The organism is Roseobacter sp., from assembly GCF_045106495.1.
In the GTDB taxonomy this organism is placed as follows: Bacteria; Pseudomonadota; Alphaproteobacteria; order Rhodobacterales; family Rhodobacteraceae; genus Roseobacter.
The window spans coordinates 1-20,221 of record NZ_JBGCEQ010000066.1; the positions used below are offsets into that span (position 1 = coordinate 1).

Consider the following 20,221-nt stretch of genomic DNA (forward strand, 5'->3'; position numbering starts at 1 on the left):
CGCCCCCACTTGGTGTGTTTGTGTTGGCACCGACAAGCTGGGGTCAAGCTCTCGGGTGTCCTTGCGCGTTTTTGCGTCATGGGGGGCGGCCAGCGTTGCCGCTTGGTCATCGGACAATGCAGAGCGCGCATATTTGGGGTCTGGCTCTACCTCTTCAACGGCAAGGATCGCGTCCGGTTGTGTGATCGGGGCAAAGATGGTCAGGCACAACAAGCCGCCAGCGTTCAGTGCAAGAAACAGTTCTTGGACGATCAGGTTGCCACCAAAAAGGTTATCTTCAGCGAGGGAAAACGCCCCGACGACCCAGATCAGCACCAGCAGGACCATCATCCCGTCGACCCAACGCAAATCCCGCTTTTCGACGTCTGTGTAAAGCTGCCGGACGTGGGCACGGTAAGCCGTGAGGCGTCGCAAGACCGCGACAAGGTAGGCGAAGGAAGCGATCAACCAGATCAGGATCAGCGCAAACGTCGACAGGGCAAGGACAGCCGGCCAAACCCCTGGCGGTAAGTCCCCCGATATGAACATTACCTCTTTGGCCCGCGCCGGCAGGAGCCAATACCCGATGCACACCACGGCGCCGATCAAAGGCAACACCAAATCCCGCCATGGCACTTGCGACCGGACGGGTGCCGGTGATCCAATGACCGTTCTGGCCGCGACATAGTGATAAAAAGCAGGCGGTAGTGCGAGCAGCATCACCAGCAACAGTGGCATGTAATTGATCAACACACCTTCGGCGAGGGTCCTAACAAGCGGTAGTGCGATCATCCCGATGAAAGCCAGGTAAACCAACCCAAGGCTAAGCCGTTCGTACGGTTCGCTTTGCCGCAGAACAGCGGCCAATAGCCCGGTCAGGGCAATGCCGAGACACAGTCCAGCCAAGGTCAAAACGGCAGCGTGTTCCATACCCTCTGTTATGCTGAATTCAACGGTTTATCAACGCAACCACTGGTCCGAATGAACACAAGAAAAATGTCCTCGCCGTCATGCGCGGACGACAGGACAGTGCGACAGCGGCCATAAACGGGCGAAACCAACTTACCCGAAAGGAAATGTTATGCCCGCCTTAGATGTTCTCACTTTGCTTGCGCATGTAGCCCTTGGCACGCTGGCCGTTGTTGTGGGCGCTATCGCCCTGGGATCGCGCAAAGGGCGCAAAACGCATGTGAGCGCTGGCCGGATTTTTGTGCTGAGCATGGGGCTCGCATCTCTGCTGGGCGCTTTGCTTGGCGCGATGAAATACGACCCTTACTGGCTCACCTTGCTTGCCGGAATCCTTGGCGCATCCTTTGTGACAAGTGGTGTCTTGGCAGTGCGAATTCATGTGCGACGTGCAAAAAATTGGTTCGTCGCAATTGCCGGATTGAATGTCCTGAACGCGGCAGGTCTCATGACGGCAGGCTGGTATGCCACGACATTGCCAGACGCACGCTTGTTCGGCTTCGCGGCCGAGGATTACTTTTTCTTGTTCGGAATGGCCGCTATCGCGTTTTGCTTTGATGTTCGCATGATTTTTGCGGCCCAGATTTCAAACAGACATCGCATCGCCCAGCATCTTGTACGGATGTGTATCGGCTTTTTTATCGCGGCTGGATCGGCATTCACCGGACCGGGGGCTACGGTGTTTCCAGACGCAGTGCGGGACACCGGCGTCTTGTCACTGCCCGAACTGACAATCGTGCTTCTCATGTTATTTTGGCTTTGGAGAACACTCCGCCACCCTCGGCCAGCGGTTGCTGGGCTGTAAATATGGTTCGAACCGGTCGGTCGGGCGGACCGCTTCGACTATAGCAGAAATTGGTTGGGCTTCATTGCAAGCTCACTTCGCCCGCAGAGCTGCCGTCAGTGCAAGATGCAGCTAAGGTCCGGTTCGAGCCCAACCCCGCCATTGTTGTTTCGTGCTGCGCGCGCACGCAGCGTAAGAAATACTGCGTATGCGAGAGATTTGGTGCCGTTGCGCTGCGGAAAGACCGGTCATTCATGCCGACCGCAGCGAGGATCAGATGTCGAATTCACAAGTTGCGGGACTTTGCATGCCTTGGTAGTCGCGAAGCCAATGGCTGCTTTTACATGGGTGCAATCGCCGCGAACGATAGCATCGGCAGATACCAGACGTTCGTCGCATTGGCGAAACTCTAGAGATAGAACTCGTAAGCTGACAGTAGCGATCTGATTTGACCGAGCTGTATCGAATTCGCTACTAAGAACAGCATTGCGGCAAGAAGCCCCGCAGGATCAAATAAGATTGTGCCCTTCGTGTCATTATTTGAGTGAGCATGATCACAATGGGCTAAATGAGCCCTAAACAGCCGAGACCCCATGAAGAACTTTGACCAGTCAGAAGCGATCGACCTCGAAAGCGATCTGAACCCCACGTATTTCCAACAGCTTTCGACGCATGGAAAACGGGCGTCCTTTGAAGCTGGACGACATATCTTTTATCAAGGAGAAGCCGCTCGCTACGTGTTCTTGCTGACGGATGGGTCGCTTAAAACCACGCGGTCAGATGACAAAGGGTATGATACACTTTTGAAAATTCATCAGGTCGGCAGCCTTGTCGGGCTGTCCGCGCTGCGACCTAAAGCTGCGCGGGATGCGAATTGTATTGCTGTCGACAACGCGGAAGTTCGCAGGTTTGGCCGAACAGAGTTTTTCAACCTGATGCGCAGGGATGGGGAACTTGGCATCCTGCTGGTCCAAATCCTTTTGAAGCGGCAGCAACTTCTGCATTCGCGTATCAGTGACGTGACTGGATTGAGCGTTGAGCAAAGGTTGGCGCGTGTTCTTGTGCAGATGCATCTTGAACTTGACGCAAGTGCGCAGACCGCCGAGCAAGTAACGCTTCGCATATCCCACGAAGACCTCGCTGCATTGGTTTTCTCCAGACGTCAGTACATCACCGCAATTCTGGGCAAGTTTGTGGAATCGGGGCTGGTCGAGAACAAGCGGCAGCAGCTTCGTGTACTCAATGTGGAACGGCTTTTGATGGTCGTTTCGGGTTAGCTTACCGCGTCTCTTTAGAGGTAAAAGTCGTGGCACCGCTCTGAATGTCAGATTTTTGACATACGGTCTGTTTTGCTTGCGCTACGCTCCGAGGGAGTAGCTGTCGTAAAACACCTTGCCCCGAACTGCTGATTTACTTGGGGCGCATCAATATTTTTTAACTGGAATACCCGCGTAGATTTCTGTGCGGCTAGCGAGAGGTTTTGCCTGCTGATGAGACTTGAGCAAAAAGTGGTGATCGTGACAGGAGGCGGACGCGGCATTGGTGCTGCGATCTGCCAAGCATTTGCAAACGAAGGTGCGCACGTCGTTGTCGCCGATATCAACGAAGAAAATGCAAAGGGCGTTGCAGAGAAAATTGGCGGTCAGGCCATGGGCGTGGCACTGGACGTCCGCAGCCCTGATGGTGCTGCCGCCATGGCCAAGAGCGTATTCGATAAGTTTGGCCGGATCGACGTTTTGATGAACAACGCAGGGGCCCGCGTGATCAAGGGTTTGATGCAGCACACACAGGAAGATTGGCAGCAAATGCTGGATATCAACCTGACTGGTCCTTTCATATGTTCGCAGGCGGTTCTGCCGCAAATGATGAATCAAAAATCAGGGAACATCATCAATGTCGCGTCCATTGCCAGTTTCATGGGGCGTCCGAACCGTGTTGCCTATGTGGCAGCAAAATCCGGCGTACTTGGTCTGACACGCGCGATGGCTGCAGATTTGTCAGGTAAGAACATTCGTGTGAACGCGATTGCTCCGGGCATGGTTGCATCACCGTTTAATCAGAGCTTTGCGGAGGCCGAAGATACAGGCCCTGCATGGGCCTCAGAAAATTTGATTGGTCGGTGGGGCCAACCCGAAGACATTGCAGGAGCAGCGATTTTCCTGGCGAGTGATGAATCGAGTTTCATCAATGGATCTGAAATCAAAGTTGAAGGCGGCTGGTTGGCCGCCCGATCGAGATCCGGCGAAGAACCCATCTGGGATGAATAAACCGTCTTGACGACCCCAAAACAAACAACCGGGTAACCGGCATTTACGAAACCATGATTAGGGAGGAATATCATGTCATTAAAATATGTAAGCGAGCGTATTTCGAGACGCGATCTTTTGCGCGTTGCAGGTAGATACGGCATTTCATCAACGTTGCTTGGTGGCGCTGCGGTAACCGGCGCTTTGACGCTACCGGAACTGGCAGAAGCTGCAGAATCAACATATGAAAAGAGGTTCTCGAAACCCGCCAAACACACACTCAAATTCGGAGCATCTGGGTTTAACGCACGCAACCTGCTGATTGAGCGCGCAGGATGTCTTGAATTTGCACGAGACATCGAAGAGCGAACTGACGGTGAAATCCGTGTTGAGTTTATCGGTGACAACCAGATTTGTGGTCAACTTTCATGCGTTGAAAAAACGCAGCAAGGTATCGTGGATATCTATGCTGCCTCTACCCAAAACTCAGCTGCAGGGGCACCTTACTACAACGTGCTCGACTATGCTTACCAGTTCCCAACCCGCGCCTCGCTTTACTACTTCCTCTACCATCCGAGGAGTGAGCAGCTGTTGAGAGAGCCGCTCCGTCAAAGGCACGGTTTGCACTTCTTGTTCTCGGTTGCCGAGTTGCGCGGATTGAACATGGGTTTGAGCTGGGCAGATCGCCCCGACGTCACCAAGCTCGAAGAGCTTTTCGGCACCAAGAACCGGGTTACTGGAACCCAGCTGGGCCGTATTGCAATGGATCTACTCAATCTCAATCCTGTTCCAATCGCTTGGGAGGAGACTCTTGACGGGCTGAAACAGGGATTGATTGACGGTGCCGAGACTTGGTCTTCGGCGGTTGCTTACGCGAACATGTCGCCAGTTGTCAGTCAAGTGATCGATCTGCGCTTTTTCTCAGGGTTTGAGCACACGGCAATGAAAGTCGAAGTGTTCGATGGCTTGGAACCACATCTGCAAGATGCGGTAATGGAATCGGCCTATTTCACCCAAGCCTTGATCCAAGGTGCGCATGAAGCGTCACTGGTCAATACCGTTGGTGCGTCGGTGCCCCAGCTTCCAGGGACAATCTTTGCCGAACATGGAACCCGGTATGTACCACTCTCTGATGAAGAGCGTGAAAAAGCTGCACTGATGTCCGCACCCGAGCACGTTCCAGAACCGTGGGAGCAGTGGCGTGAACGCATCAACGGATGGTCAGGCGGTCTTGATACCTACACGGAAATTCACGGGATCGCCCGCGAAATTCCGTCAGATATGTTGGTCGAGAATGTCGAACCCCGTCGCTGGTGGCGCGGTTGAGGCTGACCTGTCTTGAGGTCCAGACAGATGCCGAAAAGGTTTGGAGGCGCTCTCAAAGCGCCTCCAAATAGCAGGCCGCTGAGTCAGTTGACAAGCAGATGGACAACCAAACTCCCTGCTTAAGCTGGGGTGGTGAAGTTCCATCATCAGTGAACTGTGTCATGACTTCACGCCTCACAACAAAGTTAAATGGCTCGTTAGCCAAAATCTGATCAATCAAAGTGCGGATGTTGATCAATGAAAACGGCCTGAGAAGGAAAACCAGTCTATGAGCACTGCGACCGAAACGGGAACGGAAAATTCTCTTGAACGGCTTGCGCCGGAGGCCTTGAAAACGGCACGCCGGCTGTCAGGCACGATCTTGTTAAATGGCAAGCTGACAGGTGCAAGCACAGATAAGATGATAGATGTCATTCACCCCGGCAATCTCCAGTCGATCGGTCAGGTGCCGCAATGTGGGGCAACAGATGTCAACGCTGCAGTAGAAGCCGCAGACACTGCTTTAACGTCTTGGCGGCGTGTTCCGGCGCGCGAGCGTGGACGGATGTTGCAAAAAGCCGCTGATGCGATTGAAGCGGAAGCCGAACTCGTCGCGCAGGTTCTGGCACTTGATACCGGCAATGCGCTCCGCACTCAAGCACGGCCCGAAACCGCATCAAGCTACGATCTGCTGCGTATGTTTGGCGGGCTTGCAGGAGAGCTCAAGGGCGAAACCGTGCCCAACATGTCGCCCGACGTACTTCACTATTCGACGCGTGATCCAATTGGCGTGATTGCCGGTATTATTCCTTGGAATGCGCCGCTCTTCTTGTTCATGGCAAAAATTGCGCCAGCCATCACTGCCGGCAATACAATCGTCATCAAATCGGCAGAACAGGCCCCGATTTGTGTGCTGTTCTTGGCTGAAATCATCAACAGGTTCCTGCCGCCGGGGGTATTGAACGTCATTTCTGGGTATGGCGAGGAATGCGGGAAACCGCTGTGCGAACATCCGACTGTGCGTAAGGTTACATTCACGGGCTCGCTCCCTGTCGGGCAGGCCATCGCGGCATATGCTGCGCCAAAATTGGCCACAGTTACCCTTGAGCTAGGCGGCAAGAACCCGAGCATCGTCATGCCGGACGCCGATCTGGATCTGGCCATTCCCGGCATCATTGACGGCATGCGTTACACGCGACAGGGGCAAGCCTGCACTGCGGGGTCTCGCGTTTTTGTGCACAAAGACATCTACGACGAGGTGGTCAAAGGCGTTGTCGCGCGGCTTGGAGATATCAAGCTGGGCAATCCGCTAGATGAGGCGACCGACATGGGTGCAATCATTTCCAGCGAGCAATTTGATCGCACCAAGAAATACATGGACATCGCGCGGAACACTCCCGGGATGAGGGTCTTGTTTGGCGGTGAAGAGCCAACAGACCCTTATCTTCGGGGGGGGAATTTCTATCCACCGACGCTGCTGGACGGGCTGAACCTGGACAACAAAGTCTGTCAGGACGAGATTTTTGGCCCAGTTGCAACTGTTCTGCCATTTGGGTCTTTTGACGAGATGATCGAGCAAGCCAATGATACGCCATTTGGTCTATCCGCCAATCTATGGACCCGCGATCTGAGCCGTGCGTTGGAGTATGTCGAACGCATCGAAGCCGGATTCGTTCAAGTGAACCAATGCGCCGCACCCCGGTCCAATGTGTCTTATGGTGGCATCAAGATGAGCGGCTTGGGCAAGGAATATGCCCTCGACAGTATGCTGCATCATTTCACAAGTTCTAAAACCGTGCTGATCAATCGCGGCACACCGGCCCCCGGGGTCTGACACACTTAAATTCTGGAGATAACTATGAGCAAGACTGTAGGGTTTATCGGGCTTGGAAATATGGGCATGCCCATGGCGGAGCAGCTAATGAAGGCTGGGTACACTGTTCAGGCCCTTGATCTGTCCGAAGCGCTGCAAGCTAAAGCCGCTGAGTTGGGTGCCCAAGTGAAGCATACTATCGCCGAAACGGCGAAAGGGGCCGACATGGTGATCACCATGCTGCCTGCGGGGCCGCATGTGCGCAAAGTGTATATGGGTGAAGGTGGGCTGGTGGAAACAGCAGCGCCCGGAACATTGCTGATCGATAGCTCGACCATTGATGTCGACACCTCGCGTGAAGTGGGGACAGCCTCAGTCGCCAAAGGGCTTGAGATGATCGATGCACCGGTCACAGGCGGCGTGATGGCCGCACGCATCGGCAAGCTGAATTTCTTGATAGGCGGCACAGAAGCCTCTGTGGCACGCGCCACACCCTATCTTGAAATCATGGGTGGCAAACTGCTTTACGCCGGAGAGCAAGGGAGCGGTATTGGCGTGAAGATCTGTAATAACATGTCGCTGGGCATCTCGATGATCGCAGCAGCTGAGACGTTGATGCTGGCAAAGCGGTTGGGGCTGGATCTTGAACGCACTTACGAAATTGTTACAAATGCATCAGGGCAAAACTGGGCGCTCAGCAACTATTGCCCGGTGCCGGGTCTGCTGGACGGTGTGCCATCAACAAATGGCTACAAGCCCGGCTTTTCGGGCGCAATGATGCGCAAGGATCTGCGCTTGTCACAGGACGCTGCATTGTCAGTCAACGCAGTCACGCCGTTGGCCGCGCATGCGATGGCGATCTTTTCGCATTTTTGCGACAGCGGACATGCGGAAATGGACTATTCCGGCATCTCGAAACTCATTGGCGGTGACGCATGGGACTATGAGGTCGATCCGTCAGTTCTGGGTTAACAGGGCATGACCGCAAGGTGCCCCGCGTCTCGATTGTTGAAACTGACCGCAGCGAATGGATTGTTTGGATTTTACCCGTTCTGACGCAATCGAATGACTGGTTTGGGGAATATTGCTGCGTCGCCGAATTCTCGCTGCCTCAACTGCCGGCATTCTGCACTTGCATCCGCTGCACTAGCATAGGGTCGCTTTGTCCCGCTCTCTGGGAGTTCGTGCACCGTGCAGCGAATGACCGGAAGTGTAGGCCCTATCGGGTAGACGACATCTTGCTCCAGAAAGACGTTTTTCGGTCATGGCGGCTTTCTAATGCTTGCAGGTAGCTCTGGTGCGTTGGGAAAAGTCCGTAATCTTCAATTTGGGCATCTGCCAATTCGCAGTCCTTCAGATGATCAGCCGCGTGACCGTAGCGCGTCGCACGGCCTTGACCTAACGCGTAATTGATCATGGCGCGCCATATGAGAACGGACGCCAACGGGTGACGGTCGCGCAGAGCTTCAGCCGCAGGCGTGAGGATCTCGTAGTGGTTGCCGTCGAGTTCATCGGCGTGTTCTTGTATCAGTGCAGTGGCGCTTGCATGGTCAGGCCATTCCAACAGGAAGCGCAAAGCCGTCATCGCATCCGGGAATTGCAACGCGTGGACACGTGCGCGATCCTCGGCCTCGATATCCTCAAAGTCGGGTAGGGCTTTCAAGTAGGCACGCAGATAGTTGGCGTTCAACGTCTCGCAAAACCGCCTCCAACGATGGGTCTGGGCGTCATCCAATCGGTCAAGTCCAATAAGGCAAGTTATGAACGCATCGTCCCATTCCTCTTGCCGAAATACCCGACCCTCCAGATCGGCAGCTTCAAGCAAGGCCAGCGCCTCTTTCGGCTTGCCCTGGGCCAGCATGAGGTGCGCAACTTCGGCTGCGATGCCGGGGCGGGTCAGGTCTTCTCGGGAATACTGCGCGATGTAAGCGCCGGTGTCGCCTTCGGCTATGGCGATATCTTGCAGAACCATCTTAATCAGCGCCGCCTTTTGTTCGGCCCGATAATTGCCATTGCTGCTGCGTAACTCGCGTAAAAAGTGGATTGCTTCATGGTCGTCATCCGCAACGTCTAGCGGCGTTTCAGCGTAGGTCCTGACTAATAATTTGAGGTGGGTAAATCCAGCCTCGCCGAGCGCTGGTGCGACCAACCTAATGATCCCGTCGAATTCGCCATAGCCGTTGTTGGAAACGGCATCCCAGACTCGGTTGGCGAGAATTGCCGGATCGAGCAATGCACGCTCGGCGATGTCGTCAAAGGCAAGGATTGCCCCTCGAAACACATCACCAATATCGCCGCGACTGTCGTCCGTCCGTTCATAGACAGAGGGTGCAAGTTCCAGAAACTGCCAAAGCAGATCAAAGGCGAGGGTCGGATCAGTGGGTCCGATCTTGCCGATGATCATATCGACCTGGGTCTGCAAATCCTTGATGAGGGCTTTGCGTTTGCGCCACCCAACAAAGCTTGTCGAGCGCCTCAGAGAAACCAGCCGTTTGCGCACATCATGGCCCAACTCTGCGGGACCAAGATCGTGGCTCAGCTCTAGACGCAACCGCCGCTTGATATCCGCACTACCGGTACTGACCTCCAGCAACAGGTCCGCGAGGCGATCTGCCCCGAGGGCGCTCAAGTTAGCGTGATTCAGCGTTTTCTTGGACATACGGCGAGTTTCGCATCAGCGCGAAGTGAAGGAAAGAGGGCGGTATTGGCCGCGGCACAGATAGCAAGTGTAAGGCTGCTTTGATAAATGGGAGTGCAGCACACCTGCAAGGGAGGTGGCGAAAATGGGCCGCTAACGAATTGTGGGGCGCAAGAAACATGCTCTCTCGTCGTTCTCGAACCCAACATGGGCATGCCAGCCTTGCGAGATGGACCAGTGAATATCAATATGTAGTGCCATTTGGCGGCAAGACCAATACATATTGATCTAGTTCCCATTATGTTCTATATACTGAGTCGAACAAAGATGGAGGAATTGATGCTGCAGTCGTCATCAGTAGAAACCGACAAGGGTTCTCACAATATTCAGTCGAACGACTATCATCAGATGCCTGTGACCGAGAAACAGTTGAGTTTCGCGCGTCAAATCTCCCAAAGAACTGGCCAGGTGTTGCCATGGGAAACGCAACAAGATCGCCAAGCACTGTCGCGTTGGATTGATCAGTACCGTGAAATACCGAGCACAAATAGATTTGCGAATTATCCGTCATCCAAACAAGTTGCATTCGCCGAGAGGATTGCGCGGTACAAACGCAGCGAGGTTCCACATGAGTGTTTTAGGAACCGGTCACTGATGTCTAATTGGATCGACAGCAATAAGTGACTTGGGTGGGCGGTAACTTCAAATGTTCTTGTTTTGTTTGCTGCAACCAAGTAATATCCGTGTTGATCAAGCGCTATTTTCAGACCAATTTCTCCCATCACGCAGCAACGCATTTGCGATCACGACGAGCTTACGCATGATGGCTGTTAGTGCCACTTTGGTTGGCTTTCCTGCTTGGACGAGTTGGTCGTACTTCTTCTTAGAACTCAGATCATGACGGATCGCACGGAGAGCCGGCATGTACATCGCCCGGCGGAAGAATGCCCGGCCACCCTAGATACGCCCTTTGCCCTGCCATCGACCGGATTGGCGCGATATCGGAGCCAACCCTGCGAGGCACGCGGCTTGTTTGCCGTTCATGGTTCCGAGCTCCGGCATTTCGATCAGCATCGAAAAGGCAGTCACTTTTGAAATTCCGGGGAATGCTGGTCAGGATTTCGTACTTTGCGATCAACTGTTCATCATCGGCCAACAGTTCCATGATGGTTTGATCAACCTGCTCGAGATGCTTCTCGACTTGAGCCAATCTCTCTTTCAGATGCCGTTTCAACAGTGTCTGCGTGGTCGTTTGCATCCTTGTTTTCACCGTCACACGACCTTTGATCAACCCGCGTCTGGCAGTCATCATCTCTCTGAGAACGTTCAAATGTTCGACTTTTGGGGCTTGAGGTTCAAGCTGCAAGACCGCCCCCATTCTGGTCAAAACAGCGGCGTCGAATTTGTCGGTTTTGGCGATCTTCCCGGTTGCTTCGGCGAACCGACGGGCTTGACGTGGGTTGACCTTGGAATACGGCATATTCTCGGCGAAAAGGCAGTTTTCCAGCTATCGATGGTACGCGCCCGACGCTTCAAATACGATCAACGAAGAGCCATGGATCTCAATCCAGGCACGCAGAGCCCGAAACCCGCGACCATCGTTTGCAAATTGCCGATGTTCCTGATTAGCCAAACAGAAGGCATCCAAATTGGCTTTTGAGACATCGATTCCGATGGTATCGTTCATTTGTCTTTTCCTTACCTCGTCTTGTCATGCGGGCCTTGTGCCCCTGTATCCGTTCAGGTTGATAGAAAAGACGGGGGTGATCACACTGCTTTTCGGTCCTCGTACGACCTGAAATGTTCCGATCCGTCCCCCGCCGCTGTCCGGCATACCTAAGGTGCCAATCAGCGGCTCCCTTATCGCATGAGAGCCAACCTCAACCTAAGATAAGAAGTGTCACCATAGGGCGCGACGGGAGCAAAGCCTGGCAGGGCGGAGACCTCAGATATCGCAGGGCTGAAAAGCCTTGTGGGCTACTGAGTTGACCCGCGGTCGTTGGTGCTACACGGTCCCAACTTGTTTCGATTTGGGTTTTGGCTTTTACTTTTTGCTGTCGCTTTTCTCGGCGCAGCTGCCTTCAGGTTTGTTGGGCTGGCCGCATTCTCGGATGCCCAATATCGGTGCCCGGGCATCCAGTGCTCGGACGTCCGGGTATCAGCCTTTATAGGTGCAGGCTTGTTTGTGTTTTGAACGGGCGTCGCGTGGTTCTCGATAAATAAGCCTAGTACGCACGAAGGGGGGCAAAAAAGGCAAGATTTGCCAATTTGGGCTAAAGTGTTCCGCAACTTAAGAAATACGGAACGCTTTGAGGCGCTTTTGATATCAATTGCTTAGATTTTCCGCATATCCGTTCCGCATTATTCGATCTGAGGGAATACAAAAATCTATACCTTTCAGTAGGTTAAAAATATTGCCGAAAATCAAGCCTTCGTGCGTACTGGGCCCTATTGGCGTTTCGCCGCGCTTTCAGGCTTCAGTCGGCAGACCGGCTCGGATACATGGCAGCGCCCGATGACGCGTCAAAATCAACTCTGAAACTACCTCTTGTGCATGCGGTGGTTATACACGTTGCATTAATCGCGAAACTTGGCGATTTTTGTGTTTTTAAGGCTCAATATGGCGCCCTATTTCATACGACGACGGACGGTATCTACCATTCAAAAGGAGAGACGCTTACACGGCGACCAAGGGTAAAGGCGTCGGCAACATGCGTCATGGGAGAGAGGTCGACCTCACATGATCTTGCCGCAATGAGTTCGGCAAAACGGGCGTAAAGCGCTTGATACTCCTTATCTTCGCCCGCCGACTTCTCATGGCCGTTTATCGTCAATCGCGCGCCACCCTCGCTGAGCGTTGCGTTGCCCGCATCAGTGTCGACATGGATGTTCCATTTTGGTGGGCCTTGCTCCAACCAGTCGAACGCCGCAGTAACAGGTGCGCCGTCTAACGGCTCAAAAGTCAGTTCAGCGGCGACCGGCGTATCGCGATTTTCTGGAAAAGAAAGGGTCGCTTTGTTTAGATGTACCGGTTTTGGCAGTATTGCGGTAAGGACCGAGAGCGCGTTGATGCCGGGATCAAAGACGCCCAAGCCACCTGCCTCCCATATCCAGTCCTGGCCCGGGTGCCAGTGCCTCACGTCTTCTTTCCAGTCGATGTGCAGCCTTTGGATCTTGCAATCCGCCAACCAATTGCGAGTTGCAGCTACAGCGGCCGCGTGTCGCGAATGCCAAGTCGTAAACAATGTGACACCTTTATGAACAGCGAACCGTTCTAGCGCCTGCACCTCTGAAAGGGTTGCTCCAGGCGGTTTTTCGAGCATCACATGCCGTCCTGCTTCAAGGGCACGGCGGGCATCGCCATATCGCACCTGAGGCGGTGTAGCTAGTGAGACGCAGGTAATACCCGGCTCAGCCAAAAGGAGTTCAGAAAGGTTGCGGTAGGCTTTAATGCCACCAACTTCGGCGTTGCGGCTGGCTGTAGCGCTCAGTGTGAAATCGGCGTTGCCCGTGATCGCGGGAATGTGCTGGTCACGCGCGATTTTTCCGATGCCAACCAGAGCAAGTGAATGTGGCATTAGTGGCTATCCTTTGGAATATCATTGCCTCGGCACCCGACGAGGAAATCAAAATCTGCGCCTGTGTCAGCTCCTTGAACGTGATCGTGAAACAGCATACCGTATCCTCCCGTTGGTGCGAGGTTCGGTAGTTTCAGCGCGTCAAGACGGGCGGCGAGCTCCCGATCCGAAATGTTCAGTGTCAGGCCCCGGTTCGGAACATCTACCGTGATTGTGTCGCCGTTTTGCACGATGGCCAAAGGGCCACCAAGCGCGGCTTCGGGCGAGGTATGCAGGATGACCGTGCCATAAGCGGTACCGGACATCCGCGCATCAGAGATACGGATCATGTCTTTTATCCCTTTTTTGAGCACTTTGGGCGGCAGGCCCATATTTCCCACCTCCGGCATACCGGGATACCCACGCGGGCCGCACATTTTCAGCACGAGAATGCAGGTTTCGTCCACATCTAACGCGTCGTCGTTGATGCGTGCCTTGTAGTCTTCGATGTCCGCGAACACGACTGCGCGCCCGGTGTGCGTCATCAGGGCCGGGGTGGCCACAGAAGGTTTGAGCACCGCGCCCAGGGGGGCGAGGTTTCCGCGCAAAACAGCGATGCCGCCTCTTCCTGTCAGGGGGCGATTGATCGGGCGGATGACATCTTCATTCCAGTTATGGGTATTTTTGACTTCGTCCCAGATAGCACCGCCTGAAACAGTGAGTGCTTCTTTGTGCAATTTTCCGGCGACACCGAGGCATTTCAGGACCACGGGCAGGCCGCCTGCATAGTAAAACTCTTCCATTAGGTATTCGCCTGAGGGTTGCAGATTAACGATTGTGGGGACATCGCGACCAAGGCAGTCCCAGTCTTCAAGCGTCAGCTCAACCCCGCTCCGGCCTGCCATTGCCAACAGGTGCACCACAGCGTTTGTTGATCCGCCAATCGCGCCATTGACCCTGATCGCATTTTCAAAAGCCTGCCGGGTCATGATGTCAGAAGGTTTAAGATCATCCTTGACCATCTGAACGATCCGCCGCCCAGTCATTTGGGCCATCACGCGGCGGCGTGAATCCACCGCTGGGATGGCCGCGTTACCGGATAAAGCCATACCAAGAGCTTCTGTCATGCTCGCCATGGAAGAGGCCGTACCCATGGTATTGCATGTCCCGGAGGAGCGCGTCACCGCGGCTTCGGCTTCGATGAAGTCATCTTGTGTCATTTCTCCGGCTTTCACGGCCTCGGAGAAACGCCAAAGGTGTGTGCCTGCCCCAACGCGCTCGCCTCGAAACCAGCCATTGAGCATTGGTCCGCCCGTTACCACGATTGACGGCAGGTCAGTGGAGGCCGCCCCCATCAAGAGGGACGGTGTGGTCTTGTCACAACCGACCATCAAAACGACGCCGTCAATGGGTTGCGCACGCATGGTTTCCTCGACGGTCATGGCCGCGAGATTGCGATACATCATAGCCGTGGGACGATAGGTGTTTTCGGAGGCGGAAAACACCGGTACTTCGAGGGGGAAACCACCGGCTTCCCAAACGCCGGCTTTGACTTTCTCGACCAACTCGCGAAGGTGCCCATTGCAGGGCGTAAGTTCTGACCAGGTGTTGAGAATGCCAATAACGGGGCGACCGTCAAAGAGATCGTGGGGGTGACCCTGATTTTTCATCCATCCGCGGTGATAGATGTGGTCACGGCTGTTGCCGCCATACCATTCCTGAGAACGCAGCTTGCGGGGCCAATTGGCGGGTTTGAACGTCATATCAACCCTGCTTTTGTTTATTGTAGACATCGAATATGACGGCGGCGAGTAGCACGAGTCCCTTGATCATCTGCTGGTAGTCAATCCCGATACCCATAATTGACATGCCGTTGTTCATCACGCCCATGATGAATGCCCCGACCACGGCACCGACGATTTTGCCGACGCCGCCCGACATGGACGCACCGCCGATAAAGACGGCCGCAATGACGTCAAGTTCAAGCGCGAACCCGGCTTTTGGCGTGGCGGTGTTCAGGCGCGCGGCGAAAATCAAGCCTGCAAGTGCCGCAAGAAATCCCATGTTGACGAAAGTCAGAAACGTCAGCCGTTCGGTGGCCACACCCGAGAGTTTGGCCGCCTTTACGTTACCTCCCAGCGCATAAATGCGGCGACCCAATACCGTGCGTTCGGTGATGAAGGCGTAGATAATCGTCAAGATGCCCATGGTGACAAGCACGTTTGGCAGACCACGGAAGGTCGACAGTTTGTACAGCAAGAATAGAATTGCACCGCCCACGATCACGTTGCGGGCAATGAAAAAGGCTTTCGGCTCACCTTCGACACCGTAGGTTTTATTTTGAGCCCGCGCGCGCATTCCCGTCCAGACAATCACGATGACCGCCACGAAACCCACCGCGATTGATAGCCCGTTCACCCGCTTGTCACTGGTTATTGATTTTACTACATCGCCCAAGGGTGAAATCAGGTCTGGTACAAAACCAGTCGAGAGAAGCTGAAAGCCGGGCGGGAAGGGGCCAACCGATTGGCCTTCCAACAGCCAAAGCGATGCGCCGCGGAACACCAGCATCCCGGCAAGCGTGACAATAAAGGACGGAATGCTCCAATACGCGACCCAATATCCCTGCGCGGCACCGATTAACGTGCCAGCCAGCAGACAAACCGGGACGGCCACAATGGCAGGCAAATCATAATTGACCATCATGACAGCGGCCAAAGCCCCCACAAAGCCCATCACCGATCCCACAGACAAATCAATATGGCCGCCCACAATCACGATCAACATGCCAAGCGCCATGATGATGATGTAACTGTTTTGCAGAAACAAGTTGGTGATGTTGACCGGCTTTAGGAGTGTGCCGCCAGTGACAACCTGGAAGAATGCCATGATCGCAATCAACGCGAAAAGAAGACCATATTCCCGCAGGTGGGCGACAAGGTATTTGACGATTCCTGTGTCCGGCCCTGATCCGGCGGTCTCGTTTGTGGATGTATCCGCCATCTCGCTCCTCAATCCGTTACAATCAGCGACATAATGCGCTCTTGGCTGGCTTCTTCGGCAGACAGTTCTCCGACGAATGCGCCTTCGTTCATGACGTAAATACGGTCGCACATGCCCAGCAGCTCAGGCATCTCCGAGGAAATCATCACGACACCTTTGCCTTGCTGTGACAGATCGTTGATGATGCCGTAAATCTCGAATTTCGCGCCGACATCTATACCGCGGGTTGGCTCATCAAGGATGAGCACGCGTGGTTCGGAAAATAACCATTTTGAAAGGACGACCTTTTGTTGGTTGCCGCCTGATAGGTTCATAACCTTCTGGAACACACTTGGCGTGCGTATGTTCATCGCGGTGCGATAGGTCTCGGCGACTTGTGTCTCAACGCGAGCGTTGAGGAGGCCACCATTGGAAACGGCCGGAAGGTTTGACAGTGTGATATTCTTGCGAACGGTCTCATCCAGAATCAACCCCAGCGCCTTGCGGTCCTCGGTGACGTAGGCCAACCCTTCGTGGATAGCGCGTACTACCGTTGACGTGTTGATTTCCATACCGTTCATCCGAACAGTGCCCTTTGCATTGCGTCCGTAGCTTTGCCCAAACAGGCTCATGGCCAACTCTGTGCGACCTGCGCCCATCAATCCCGCAATGCCGACAACTTCCCCTGCACGAACATTGAATGAGACGTTTTTTACGACCTGCCGCTCGACGTGTTCGGGGTGGGTAACGGACCAGTTCTCGACCTCAAACAGCAAATCCCCTGCGTTTCGCGCGCGCGCGGGGTACCGGTTTTCCATGCTGCGACCGACCATGTCGCGCACAATTTGGTCCTCTGTGATTTTTTCCGCCCGTACATCGCGAGTGCCAACGGCCGCGCCGTCACGCAACACTGTAATTGTGTCGGCTACCCGGCGAACTTCGTTCAGCTTATGACTGATGATGATCGAGGTGACGCCTTGTTCTTTCAGCTCAAGAATAAGATCGAGCAGGGTCTGACTGTCAGATTCCGAGAGCGCCGCGGTAGGCTCATCAAGGATCAAGAGCCGAACCTCCTTGGATAAGGCTTTTGCGATCTCGACAAGTTGCTGTTTGCCGACACCAATTCGGTCCACTGGCGTTTGTGGCGCGTCACGTAAACCGACCTTTTCCAGAAGGTCACTGGCACGCCGGTTCGTCTCTTGCCATGAAATGACGCCAGAGGTGGCGCGTTCATTGCCAAGGAAAATGTTTTCTGCGATCGACAGCAGGGGGATCAGCGCAAGTTCCTGATGAATGATGATGATCCCGCGGCGTTCGCTGTCACTGATGCCGCCAAAGGCCATATTTTCGCCGTCATAGACGATCTCGCCTTGATAGTCCCCATGAGGATAAACGCCGGACAGCACCTTCATCAAGGTGGATTTGCCCGCGCCGTTTTCACCGACGAGCGCATGAATTTCGCCTTTTTTTACAGAGAAAGAGACGTTATCGAGCGCACGGACCCCGGGGAAGGTTTTTGTGATTTCACGCATTTCAAGAAGCGTTGTCATATGGTGCAGCCCCCGAAAAAAAAGGGCGCGCCTGACGGCGCACCCCAGGGAGTATCATTTGACCTGATCTGCAGTGTAATAACCCGACCCAATCAGAATTTCTTCCCAGTTGCTTGCATCGACGGACACCGGCTCAAGCAGATAAGACGGCACAACCAGAACACCGTTATCATAGGTTTCGGTGTCGTTGATTTCTGGCTCACCGCCCTGCAGCAAGGCCTCGACCATGCCGACCGTGACACGGGCCAACTCGCGGGTGTCTTTGAAGACGGTGGAATATTGCTCCCCGGCAAGGATCGACTTGACCGAAGGAACCTCGGCATCTTGACCGGAAACGATCGGCATATCCGTGCCCCCGGAACCATATCCGACACCTTTGAGCGAAGACAGAATGCCGATGGACAATCCGTCATAGGGTGACAGAACACCATGAACCTGAGCATCCGTGTAGTGGGCCGAAAGCAGGTTATCCATCCGAGCCTGCGCGACCGCGCCATCCCACCGCAGCGTGCCGACCGTATCCATGCCCATCTGGCCAGAGCTTACGTTGATCTTGCCGCTATCGATCAGTGGCTGAAGCACGCTCATAGCACCATTGTAAAAGAAATAGGCATTGTTGTCGTCGGGCGAACCGCCGAACAGTTCGACATTCCACGGTGAAACATCTGGAAAGCGCTGCTCGAGCCCGCCAACAAGAGAGCTTGCCTGCTGCACGCCGACCTTGAAGTTGTCAAACGTCGCGTAGTAATTGACGTCGCCGCTGTCGCGTATCAGGCGGTCGTAAGCAATCACCGGAATGTCCAAAGCTGCCGCATTGGCCAAAGCATTGGATAATGTCGTGCCATCAATCGCCGCGATCACCAATGCGTCCACTTCTTTAGTGATCATGTTCTCGATCTGGGCAAGTTGGTTCGGGATGTCATCTTCTGCATACTGCAAGTCGACAGCATAGCCTGCGGCTTCAAACTGATTGACCATAGACTCGCCATCTGAAATCCATCGTGCGGAAGATTTTGTCGGCATAGCGATACCGACTGTTCCTTTGTCTTGGGCTGCAACCGGAGCGGCCATTAGTCCAAGCGAAATGGCAAGGGCAGATAGCCCCTTTGCATAGGTTTTCATGAATATCCTCCCATTGGTGTCAAGCGTTGACGCCGTTCAAAAGCGGCCGTGAGTTGGCCGAATGGAGATCACAGTCTAACCAAATTGCATAACAATCAAATTACATTTAAGATAGTTAATATACCAATTATGATATGTGATTTCTTTGAAACTTGACGTTCAGAAACTAAACCTGCGGCATCTGCGGCTAGTGCACGCCATCGCAGCCTCAGGGCAACTTTCTGTCGCGGCCAATCAACTGGCAATTTCTCAACCCGCTGCTTCGCGTACGCTTGCAGAGGTCGAACGGTTGGTTGGAGAACCCTTGTTTCTTCGCAACCCAAAAGGAATGATCGCTACTGAAATCGGCCGCGTTTTCGGTCGTCATGCGGATGCAATTGTCGGACAGCTTGGCTCGACTGTCTCTGATCTCAACGCTTATCAAGCCGGGCAGGCCGGGACGATCAGGATCGGTGCAGTAACTGGTCCGGCTGTTGGATACGTGGTGCCCACAATTCAAGCCTTGAAGAGGGAAGCGCCACTTGCAGAAGTCAGTATTGATGTTGCACCTAGTATGGAGCTCTTAGAAGGGTTGCTACGCGACGCCTATGATATCATTCTGGCGCGCATTCCGTCGCACATAAATTCTAACCGGCTGGAAATCAGCCGTGGTCGGGTTGAAGAAGTGCGAGTGTTGGCGCGTGCCGGGCATCCTCTGGAAAACGACGGTGACCTTGGATTTAGGGATTTGGTCGATCAAGCTTGGATCATACAAGGGGCCGGCATGCCGATTCGGGATGCGATTGAACAGGCCTTCGTTAATCGCGACCTTTCCGCGCCACTGGACGTGATCGACACTGCATCGCTAGTTTTTACCGTCGGCTATTTGTTTAAAAGCGACGCCCTTGCGGCGGTCACTGCAGAAGTGGCGGATCTCTTACTTTCTACACGTCCGGATGGGCTGGTAGAAATTGAGCTGAAAGAAAAGCTTATCCTGTCGCCGTATCACTTGATCCGGCGAAACGGTCATGCCATGTCACCCATCTGCGATCGTTTGCATCGCCTTCTCACTAAAGAACTTGCGATCTGAGTTACGGGCAAAGCGTGAGCAAGACCGGCCTAATACAATACTGGGCTTAAGCCTCGGAGCGGTAGAAATAGGGTAGTGTCGCAAACTTTTGTAAGATGGTTGCGTTTTGTAGCGGTTCGGTTCAGTTGATGCGCTTGCCAAAACCGATATCAGGATTGAGACGTTGATCAGTTTCAAAGGCGCGCATTATCCGAAGTCAGTGATCCTTTA

Annotated in this window: 16 protein-coding genes and 1 pseudogene; 7 read left to right on the forward strand and 10 right to left on the reverse strand. The window is 54.1% G+C overall.

Annotation, left to right across the window (positions count from 1 at the left end; all coding sequences use genetic code 11):
* The coding region (locus tag AB8B75_RS22420; RefSeq protein WP_405365495.1) for a hypothetical protein at positions 1–909 on the reverse strand (909 nt) is incomplete at its 3' end.
* Positions 910–1,060: 151 nt separating this feature from the next.
* Here AB8B75_RS22420 and AB8B75_RS22425 point away from each other — a divergent pair.
* From AB8B75_RS22425 to mmsB (AB8B75_RS22450), 6 genes are all read left to right on the forward strand, one after another.
* Complete coding sequence (locus AB8B75_RS22425) at positions 1,061–1,750, forward strand: hypothetical protein (protein WP_405365497.1); 690 nt, start codon at positions 1,061–1,063, stop codon at positions 1,748–1,750.
* A 572-nt stretch (positions 1,751–2,322) separates the two neighbouring features.
* Positions 2,323–3,006 carry a Crp/Fnr family transcriptional regulator gene (locus AB8B75_RS22430; RefSeq protein WP_405365499.1) on the forward strand — a complete coding sequence of 228 codons (684 nt, stop codon included), beginning with the start codon at positions 2,323–2,325 and terminating at the stop codon, positions 3,004–3,006.
* Positions 3,007–3,219: 213 nt separating this feature from the next.
* On the forward strand, positions 3,220–3,996 hold the full coding sequence (locus tag AB8B75_RS22435; RefSeq protein ID WP_405365501.1) for an SDR family NAD(P)-dependent oxidoreductase: 777 nt from the start codon (positions 3,220–3,222) through the stop codon (positions 3,994–3,996).
* A 72-nt stretch (positions 3,997–4,068) separates the two neighbouring features.
* Positions 4,069–5,301: a TRAP transporter substrate-binding protein gene (locus AB8B75_RS22440; RefSeq protein ID WP_405365503.1), complete on the forward strand. Its 1,233-nt coding sequence runs from the start codon at positions 4,069–4,071 to the stop codon at positions 5,299–5,301.
* 268 nt (positions 5,302–5,569) lie between these two features.
* Complete coding sequence (locus AB8B75_RS22445; protein ID WP_405365504.1) at positions 5,570–7,114, forward strand: aldehyde dehydrogenase family protein; 1,545 nt, start codon at positions 5,570–5,572, stop codon at positions 7,112–7,114.
* Positions 7,115–7,138: 24 nt separating this feature from the next.
* Positions 7,139–8,065: a 3-hydroxyisobutyrate dehydrogenase gene (mmsB, locus tag AB8B75_RS22450; RefSeq protein ID WP_405365505.1), complete on the forward strand. Its 927-nt coding sequence runs from the start codon at positions 7,139–7,141 to the stop codon at positions 8,063–8,065.
* Positions 8,066–8,312: 247 nt separating this feature from the next.
* On the opposite strand, the gene AB8B75_RS22455 is transcribed toward mmsB (AB8B75_RS22450), so the two are convergent.
* The 9 genes and pseudogenes from AB8B75_RS22455 to chvE form a co-directional block, all read right to left on the reverse strand.
* On the reverse strand, positions 8,313–9,752 hold the full coding sequence (locus tag AB8B75_RS22455; RefSeq protein WP_405365507.1) for a DUF6880 family protein: 1,440 nt from the start codon (positions 9,750–9,752) through the stop codon (positions 8,313–8,315).
* A gap of 936 nt (positions 9,753–10,688) precedes the next feature.
* The gene (locus AB8B75_RS22460) at positions 10,689–10,805 is read right to left on the reverse strand and encodes a transposase (RefSeq protein ID WP_405365520.1); all 117 of its coding nucleotides are present in this window, start codon (positions 10,803–10,805) and stop codon (positions 10,689–10,691) included.
* Positions 10,806–11,037: 232 nt separating this feature from the next.
* A pseudogene (locus tag AB8B75_RS22465) lies at positions 11,038–11,211 on the reverse strand (IS110 family transposase); the annotation flags it as partial.
* Between the two features lie 27 nt (positions 11,212–11,238).
* Positions 11,239–11,418 (reverse strand): hypothetical protein, encoded by a 180-nt coding sequence (locus tag AB8B75_RS22470; RefSeq protein ID WP_405365508.1) that lies wholly within the window; start codon positions 11,416–11,418, stop codon positions 11,239–11,241.
* A gap of 967 nt (positions 11,419–12,385) precedes the next feature.
* Positions 12,386–13,309 (reverse strand): Gfo/Idh/MocA family protein, encoded by a 924-nt coding sequence (locus AB8B75_RS22475; RefSeq protein WP_405365510.1) that lies wholly within the window; start codon positions 13,307–13,309, stop codon positions 12,386–12,388.
* Positions 13,309–15,051, reverse strand: coding sequence for an L-arabinonate dehydratase (araD, locus tag AB8B75_RS22480; protein WP_405365512.1), 1,743 nt, complete (start codon positions 15,049–15,051; stop codon positions 13,309–13,311). Before araD ends, AB8B75_RS22475 begins: the two co-directional genes overlap by 1 nt.
* A gap of 1 nt (position 15,052) precedes the next feature.
* Positions 15,053–16,291 (reverse strand): multiple monosaccharide ABC transporter permease, encoded by a 1,239-nt coding sequence (gene mmsB / locus AB8B75_RS22485; protein WP_405365514.1) that lies wholly within the window; start codon positions 16,289–16,291, stop codon positions 15,053–15,055.
* An 8-nt stretch (positions 16,292–16,299) separates the two neighbouring features.
* Positions 16,300–17,820: a multiple monosaccharide ABC transporter ATP-binding protein gene (gene mmsA, locus AB8B75_RS22490; RefSeq protein ID WP_405365516.1), complete on the reverse strand. Its 1,521-nt coding sequence runs from the start codon at positions 17,818–17,820 to the stop codon at positions 16,300–16,302.
* Between the two features lie 54 nt (positions 17,821–17,874).
* On the reverse strand, positions 17,875–18,891 hold the full coding sequence (gene chvE, locus AB8B75_RS22495) for a multiple monosaccharide ABC transporter substrate-binding protein (protein ID WP_405365522.1): 1,017 nt from the start codon (positions 18,889–18,891) through the stop codon (positions 17,875–17,877).
* A gap of 196 nt (positions 18,892–19,087) precedes the next feature.
* Here chvE and AB8B75_RS22500 point away from each other — a divergent pair, with 196 nt between their 5' ends.
* Positions 19,088–20,011 (forward strand): LysR family transcriptional regulator, encoded by a 924-nt coding sequence (locus tag AB8B75_RS22500; protein WP_405365518.1) that lies wholly within the window; start codon positions 19,088–19,090, stop codon positions 20,009–20,011.
* The last annotated feature ends 210 nt before the right edge of the window (positions 20,012–20,221 follow it).

Bases quoted from the DNA above. Each gene is read 5' to 3' on its own strand.
- AB8B75_RS22460 (WP_405365520.1), bottom strand. From the start codon at position 10,805: ATGCTGATCGAAATGCCGGAGCTCGGAACCATGAACGGCAAACAAGCC.
- mmsA (WP_405365516.1), bottom strand. From the start codon at position 17,820: ATGACAACGCTTCTTGAAATGCGTGAAATCACAAAAACCTTCCCCGGG.
- AB8B75_RS22445 (WP_405365504.1), top strand. From the start codon at position 5,570: ATGAGCACTGCGACCGAAACGGGAACGGAAAATTCTCTTGAACGGCTT.
- AB8B75_RS22475 (WP_405365510.1), bottom strand. From the start codon at position 13,309: ATGCCACATTCACTTGCTCTGGTTGGCATCGGAAAAATCGCGCGTGAC.
- chvE (WP_405365522.1), bottom strand. From the start codon at position 18,891: ATGGCCGCTCCGGTTGCAGCCCAAGACAAAGGAACAGTCGGTATCGCT.
- araD (WP_405365512.1), bottom strand. From the start codon at position 15,051: ATGACGTTCAAACCCGCCAATTGGCCCCGCAAGCTGCGTTCTCAGGAA.
- AB8B75_RS22435 (WP_405365501.1), top strand. From the start codon at position 3,220: ATGAGACTTGAGCAAAAAGTGGTGATCGTGACAGGAGGCGGACGCGGC.
- mmsB (WP_405365514.1), bottom strand. From the start codon at position 16,291: ATGGCGGATACATCCACAAACGAGACCGCCGGATCAGGGCCGGACACA.
- AB8B75_RS22470 (WP_405365508.1), bottom strand. From the start codon at position 11,418: ATGAACGATACCATCGGAATCGATGTCTCAAAAGCCAATTTGGATGCC.
- AB8B75_RS22425 (WP_405365497.1), top strand. From the start codon at position 1,061: ATGCCCGCCTTAGATGTTCTCACTTTGCTTGCGCATGTAGCCCTTGGC.
- mmsB (WP_405365505.1), top strand. From the start codon at position 7,139: ATGAGCAAGACTGTAGGGTTTATCGGGCTTGGAAATATGGGCATGCCC.
- AB8B75_RS22430 (WP_405365499.1), top strand. From the start codon at position 2,323: ATGAAGAACTTTGACCAGTCAGAAGCGATCGACCTCGAAAGCGATCTG.
- AB8B75_RS22455 (WP_405365507.1), bottom strand. From the start codon at position 9,752: ATGTCCAAGAAAACGCTGAATCACGCTAACTTGAGCGCCCTCGGGGCA.
- AB8B75_RS22440 (WP_405365503.1), top strand. From the start codon at position 4,069: ATGTCATTAAAATATGTAAGCGAGCGTATTTCGAGACGCGATCTTTTG.